We start from the raw sequence: 6,000 nt of genomic DNA, 5'->3' as shown, positions 1-6,000 counted from the left end.
GCGGATGGAGGCGCTTGGCCTCGATCCAGACACCGCACGCATGATCTTCGATGGCAAGACGATTGCGGAGATCACCGGCGCCGGTGCGCCGCAACACCCCGTTCCGGCGGCGGCAACCCCTGTGACCACTGCGCCGGCCGACACCTCGGCCGATCCGCGCGCCGCCGAGCTGCAGGCGCTCTGGGCGGAAGTGCTGGGCGTGCCGGAGGTTTCGATCCACGAGAGTTTCTACGATCTGGGTGGCGACAGCCTCTCGGCGCTGACGGTCATCATGCGGATGGAGGCGCTTGGCCTCGATCCAGACACCGCACGCATGATCTTCGATGGCAAGACGATTGCGGAGATCACCGGCGCCGGTGCGCCGCAACACCCCGTTCCGGCGGCGGCAACCCCTGTGACCACTGCGCCGGCCGACACCTCGGCCGATCCGCGCGCCGCCGAGCTGCAGGCGCTCTGGGCGGAAGTGCTGGGCGTGCCGGAGGTTTCGATCCACGAGAGTTTCTACGATCTGGGTGGCGACAGCCTCTCGGCGCTGACGGTCATCATGCGGATGGAGGCGCTTGGCCTCGATCCAGACACCGCACGCATGATCTTCGATGGCAAGACGATTGCGGAGATCACCGCTGCGGGAGGAGGCACAGCCGCCCCGCCCCCGGCAGCGGCCCCCCCGGCCGCACCGGTACAGCCAATGCCTGCGCCGGCCGCATCCGCCCCCGAGGCCGGCGGGCTGACCTTCCCGGAAATGATGAATGCAGTCCACGCCACGCGGGGTGTCCTGATCCTCTGGGTCGTGGTCGTGCACTGGCTGCCCGGCGCGCTGGAGCGCATCTCGCAGGAGGCGATCTGGATCTACGATATGCTCTACCCGGCGCTGCGCTACGGCACGCCTGGGTTTGCCATGGTCTTCGGGCTGGGGATCGGGGCGCTGGGGGTCTATCATTATGCCAAGAATCCGGCGCAATTTCTCAAGGGGAACCGCTTCAACACCCGGCTCATCCTGGGAGGTGTCCTCTTCATGGCGCTGTTCCGGCTGCTGAGCCTGCTGACCGGCTCCGGGCTGGACGACGCATACTCGGTGTCCTTCATGTTCTATTCCGCCATCGCCTATTACGCGCTGGCGATGCTGACCATGCCGCTGCTGATGCGCCTGCTTCAGATCGGGCCGGACAGGGTGCTGACGGCCCTAACCATCGGCGCCATCTGCCTGCTGATCCACGAGGGACTGTCGGCAACGATTGCACCTTTGAAGCCCGGTGGTGTGCTGGAATTGGCCAAAATCCTGCTGACCGCGAAATACGGCTATTTCCACATGACATCCTATGTGATGGTCGGTGTCGTCATGGGGCTCCTGCTGCGTCAATTCCACCATCGTCCCCGGATCGCGAAGGACATGCTGCTTTATGGCACCGTGCTGATCATCTTTGGATTTGTCATGCTCTATGAGGTGCGCGCCCTGCCCGGGCTGAGCGATTTCGGGCTCGTGTATCCCTGGCACCTGATGATCTATGCCGGGCTGACCTTGTGGATCATTGCCGCCTTCTGCGCGCTCAACCGCGGTGTGGCGCGACACGGCTCTGTCCTGCGGCTCGGGAACAGCTTTGCCATCGCCAGCGGTATCCTCGCCCTGCCCATCTTCGTGGGCCATGAGGTGGTGATCCCGGCCAAGGCCGTTCTGGTCAACTTGGGCATGTCCGATGCGCTTGGGCTGATTGTGCCGCTCGCCGTCTTCCTGGTTGCGCTCGGGCTGGGCTATCAGCGCCTGATGAAATTCCTGATCCGGTGAAGGGCGCAGCGGCCCCAGCCGCGGCCCCGCATGTCTTAGCGCAGGCGGGGTCCGGGGCCTTGGCGACCTGGTTCCAAAAGTTTCGCCTCAAGTAACGCCCGATCTTGCCGCAAAGCCACCGCCCGCCCGCTCCGAGGTGCTTCAGCGTTCGAGCGCCGGCTCCCAGGCCCCTTGCGAGTATGTGGTGCGCGCCAGGCCCGCCACCGTGTCGCGCCGCAATTGTCCGGTGAAATCATCCAGGGCTGTCTCGCCCGTGGCAGCCCCGATGGCCGGACAGTCGGCCAACGGCACCCCCATGAGCCCGTTGCCCGCGTTCGAATATTCCGTCTGCAACGCGTTGCCGTTTTCCCCGTAGACCAGACGGCCCACATAGCGCGGCGTGAAGGCCTGCGAGAGATCGAGGTTGGCAACAGGCCCTTGCCCGTTTGGCGCATGGATCAGGTTGTCATTGGCAATCAGCTGGAAGTCCGCAGCGCGGGTGGGCTGGAAATCGGAGGGAATATCCGCCGCTGCGCGCAGGTCGATGATCGTCATATTCCGCCAGCGCACCGTGAACTCGGAGCCCAGCCCCTTGTCCGGACGCTTTCGAATGAAGGGTCTCGATGTATTTTCTACGCCAGTAGAGAACCCATTGAACGTGTCGCGCACGTTCACATACTGCGAGAAGGCCAGCCCCTCGAACGGATCGGCCCCACAGACCACGATGCAGTTTTCCATCAACGCATTGCCGATGGCGATCGCCGTCATCGCACTGCAGGCGGTGACGTGATGGTGCTTACTGACCTTGATATCCATCCAGGGCGAGCCGTCGTCCCCGGCGGTCGGCCCGATATAGAGCGCGCCGCCTTCGGTCTTGCACTGGCTGATGTTCATCGCATAGCCCTCGTCGCCGACCGCATTGACCCGCATGCAGATCTGGATGACCGTATCGCCCGCCCAGTTCACACTGGAGAAGAGATCGCTCTGGATCACGGCGCAGTCGCCGCGGTTGTAGTTCGTCCGGTACGGGCCGTGATCCGCATAGATCGGGTGCGCGTAGCTCTTGCCGTCGCCCTTGCGGATCGCAAGCGGGTTCTGGACGATGGTGCAGCCGACTATCGCATGTTCGATGCTGACGCTCTGGAACATGCCAAAATTGGACCAGTTCGTCACTTCTGTGCTCGACATGATCCAGCGCTTGTTGTCGGACGGCTGGATCGGCACGTTGAAGCCGCTGAACCCGCAGTCGTGGATGGTCAGATCCTGCACGCCGATGTCGATGGCGTTGTAGACGCCCTGGGTGCCGGAGCCGGCTTCGGGATTGGACGGATCGTACCCGTCATCGAACTGCAGCCCCCAGACGGAGTATCCCGCCTCATCCCCGTTGCCATAGGTCAGCGGCATGCGTTCGGTGATCAGCGGGTCCCGGCCGAAGCCGCACGGTCCAATCTGCAGCTCTGCCGGACGATTGAGCTGTTGGTAGAGCTCATAGCTGTAGCCCCGCTCCAGAAGCAGCCGGTACCGGCCCGTCGACTGGGTCCAGGCGCTTCTGGCATCGGCCGGGCTGACAAAATACCGCGCACCGCTCGGTCCGATATTCTGCATGCCACTCGGCGCGATCACGATGGTATTCGCACCGGCAAACACGACATCCGGATCCTCGACGGTGATCAGGTAGGGGTCGGAGGTGACGCTGTTGCCGTCACGGTCCGTACAGGTCAGCCGGACCCTGTAGGTGCCGGGTCTTTCGAAGGTATGGGCGCCCACGTGATCGTAGGACACATTGGCATCGTTGCCATGCACAGCCACATACTCGGGCCGCATCCGCTTGTGGACGGAACCGGGGTCGTCATAGGTCCACTTCCAGTGCAGATCCTGCGACGGATTCAGCACCCCAAAGCCATTGACCTCTGCCACGAACATGAACCCCGCAGGCGCCGTGCCGGTTGTGCGGGTGCTGCTGATGATAATGCTGGGCGTGGAGGTCGTCATCGGTTCGACCGTCTTGGCGTCCGACCAGACACTTTCGACATTGGTCGCCCTGTCCTCTTCCGAGCGCCAGACGATGGCCACTTCAACCGCTGCCGTGCCGCTGGACGGAATGCGGATGTGGCGCGGCTTGTTCGTGCGCTTGGCAAAGGGCAGCGTGACCGGTGCGCCGCCGTTCACACGTACCCGGAAGGCTTCGGGCTGATAGCCCAGGGGATATTCGGGCAACTCCGTGATATCCACAATCGCCGTATCCCCCGTCAGGCTTGGTTCAGGGATCAAAGACCACTGAGCCTGCGACAGACCCACAAGACCCTGGATCGGGAAAGGAGCCTGATACTGGGCAACCGCAGCTGTCGAGCTGCCAAGAATGATCGTGACAGCCGTGCCCGAGAGCAAACCAGAGATAAATCCGCGCCGTCCAGACATCACAAGACCTCTACGTTGAAATTGTCCCACTGCAGCATATTGCCGCGATAATGGCCAATCCCGGTATATCCCGGTGTTACAATGGAAGTATTCGTTCTGGAGATAACAACTGTGCCGTTCCAGATCACCTCTATGACAGGTCCGACACAGCGCAGGGCCAGACGGCCCACGCCGGTTGTCATGTCGGATGAGGCTGCCTCTCCGATCAGCGACAGCGAATTGTTCACGATCACATAGAGTTGCAGCACACCCGACGTGAAATTGAGCCGCCCGTAATATCCCGACAAGGTGGATCCGGAGCCGCTGACCCGGGCCGTCAGCCCGCCGGCACCGGAGGTCGGGCCGTAAAACATATCGGCTGAAATCTGCACATCCGCTGCCGTGATCGCATCGAGCATGTAGTAAGTGCCGCCGCCCCGGCTGGTATTGGCCAGCAGCCGGTTGCTGGAGATCACGGGAACCGTGTCAACGGCAGAGACCGCGCTCCATGCGCCGCCGATGTCGGGTGTATGTGCGTCGAGAAGCGTGCCATCGGGGTCCGTGAAGGTATCGGTGACGCCAACCGGAACCGCCGTGACCGACACGCTCGCCGTGAAGGCCTCGGAGCTGCTCCCTCGGCTGTCGATCGCGCGTTCACCGCGCAGCAGCGTGCGACCTGCATCCCCTGGCTGCACCGTATAGCTTTGTGCTGTCGCACCGGATATGGGCGCGCGGTCGTCTGCCGTCTGGGTCGCGGTCTCAAAGCTGTACCACTGGTAGCTCCGGCTCTCGACACCATCCGCACCTTCCGAAATGGCCAGCCCGGGCAAGGCGTCGAGCACCTCGCCAATCGCCGGCACACCCGTAATCGGCGCTGTGGCCAGAATGACGGGGCGGCTGACGTAGTCGGCCAGATCGAGCTGATAGACATCGGTCCAGGGCGCATCCGAACCGGTGAAATCCAGCGAGAACATTCCCGAAACCGCAATCGGGTTGCGGTCGACCTCGATCTCGGCGTCTCCGGTGACGATCAACCGGACCGCGTATTCCACCGGAATGATGGGCGCGGAAAAACTCGCCGTATTGCCATCGCTGTCCGTGACGATCACGGAGTATCCCGCCTGATCGCCCTCGGAGAGAGGTGCGTCGGCCGAGACCGCATCGCCGGTGAAGATAACCTGTACGCTGTCGATCGGGCCCGCTGTCGAGGTGAAATTCGAGGGCGCAACCAGATCCGCGTAATTGGCCATATCCCGCACGGCCTGCTTGTCGTGAAGCCGCGTGCTGGTCAGAGGCTGCAGGGCGCGGAACACGACCTGCGGCTCCGGCACGGGCAGCACCGGGAATTGGCCCGACCCCGAGAAGCCGCACCCAACCGAAATATCGCTCATCAGTACATCACCACAATGCCTGTCGCCGTGGTGTCCGTCGCGTGGATACGCTGCGCCCGAATGGGGAACACGACACCGGCCGCGACAAAAAGGGTGGCCGTGTCGCCATGAATGGTGGTGACCCGCACGGCCCCGCCCCCGGAGACGTTGATGCACCGGCTTGCCATCGGCAGGTCCGTGTCATCGCTTGGCGTGACGGCGATCAGATTGGCGGGGGGGCTCGAGAGGCCCGCTGTGTGACTGTTGAACTTGTCGGTCATGTCTTCGTCCTTCTCGTTTGGTGCGAGTGTGTGTTCCGAACACGCAAAACCAGAGTGCCAGATATGTGAGGGTCTTTTGGCAGCAGCGGGAACTGCGCCGGTGCATGGAATTTCAATGCTCCTGTCGTGGCACTCCGTTTCGGGAGCCCCGTCGCGATCGCCGCTATCTATCCACCAGCAAGTTTAAGAA

General features: G+C 63.0%; 4 protein-coding genes. 1 reads left to right on the top strand and 3 read right to left on the bottom strand.

Annotated features, from left to right (window positions below):
- Positions 1-1,783, top strand: a 1,783-nt coding sequence (locus tag MUB52_RS20560) for a phosphopantetheine-binding protein (protein ID WP_263846027.1), incomplete at its 5' end; no start/stop codon positions are given.
- Positions 1,784-1,924: 141 nt separating this feature from the next.
- On the opposite strand, the gene MUB52_RS20555 is transcribed toward MUB52_RS20560, so the two are convergent.
- Genes MUB52_RS20555 through MUB52_RS20545 form a run of 3 tightly spaced genes read right to left on the bottom strand, consistent with a single transcriptional unit; the run spans position 1,925 to position 5,810 of the window.
- The gene (locus tag MUB52_RS20555; protein ID WP_263846026.1) at positions 1,925-4,180 is read right to left on the bottom strand and encodes a PKD domain-containing protein; all 2,256 of its coding nucleotides are present in this window, start codon (positions 4,178-4,180) and stop codon (positions 1,925-1,927) included.
- Positions 4,180-5,550, bottom strand: coding sequence for a hypothetical protein (locus tag MUB52_RS20550; RefSeq protein WP_263846025.1), 1,371 nt, complete (start codon positions 5,548-5,550; stop codon positions 4,180-4,182). The genes MUB52_RS20555 and MUB52_RS20550 overlap by 1 nt, the downstream gene beginning before the upstream one ends.
- Positions 5,550-5,810 (bottom strand): spike base protein, RCAP_Rcc01079 family, encoded by a 261-nt coding sequence (locus MUB52_RS20545; protein ID WP_263846024.1) that lies wholly within the window; start codon positions 5,808-5,810, stop codon positions 5,550-5,552. Before MUB52_RS20545 ends, MUB52_RS20550 begins: the two co-directional genes overlap by 1 nt.
- Positions 5,811-6,000 lie beyond the last annotated feature (190 nt).

It is taken from the genome of Roseobacter sinensis (assembly GCF_025755255.1).
In the GTDB taxonomy this organism is placed as follows: Bacteria; Pseudomonadota; Alphaproteobacteria; order Rhodobacterales; family Rhodobacteraceae; genus Roseobacter; species Roseobacter sinensis.
The sequence above is the reverse complement of the archived record's forward strand: the minus strand, read 5'-3'. Positions and strand labels throughout refer to the sequence as shown.

What these genes read in the sequence shown, in the direction of transcription:
- MUB52_RS20555 (WP_263846026.1), bottom strand. Translation starts at nt 4,180, where the DNA reads ATGTCTGGACGGCGCGGATTTATCTCTGGTTTGCTCTCGGGCACGGCT.
- MUB52_RS20550 (WP_263846025.1), bottom strand. Translation starts at nt 5,550, where the DNA reads ATGAGCGATATTTCGGTTGGGTGCGGCTTCTCGGGGTCGGGCCAATTC.
- MUB52_RS20545 (WP_263846024.1), bottom strand. Translation starts at nt 5,810, where the DNA reads ATGACCGACAAGTTCAACAGTCACACAGCGGGCCTCTCGAGCCCCCCC.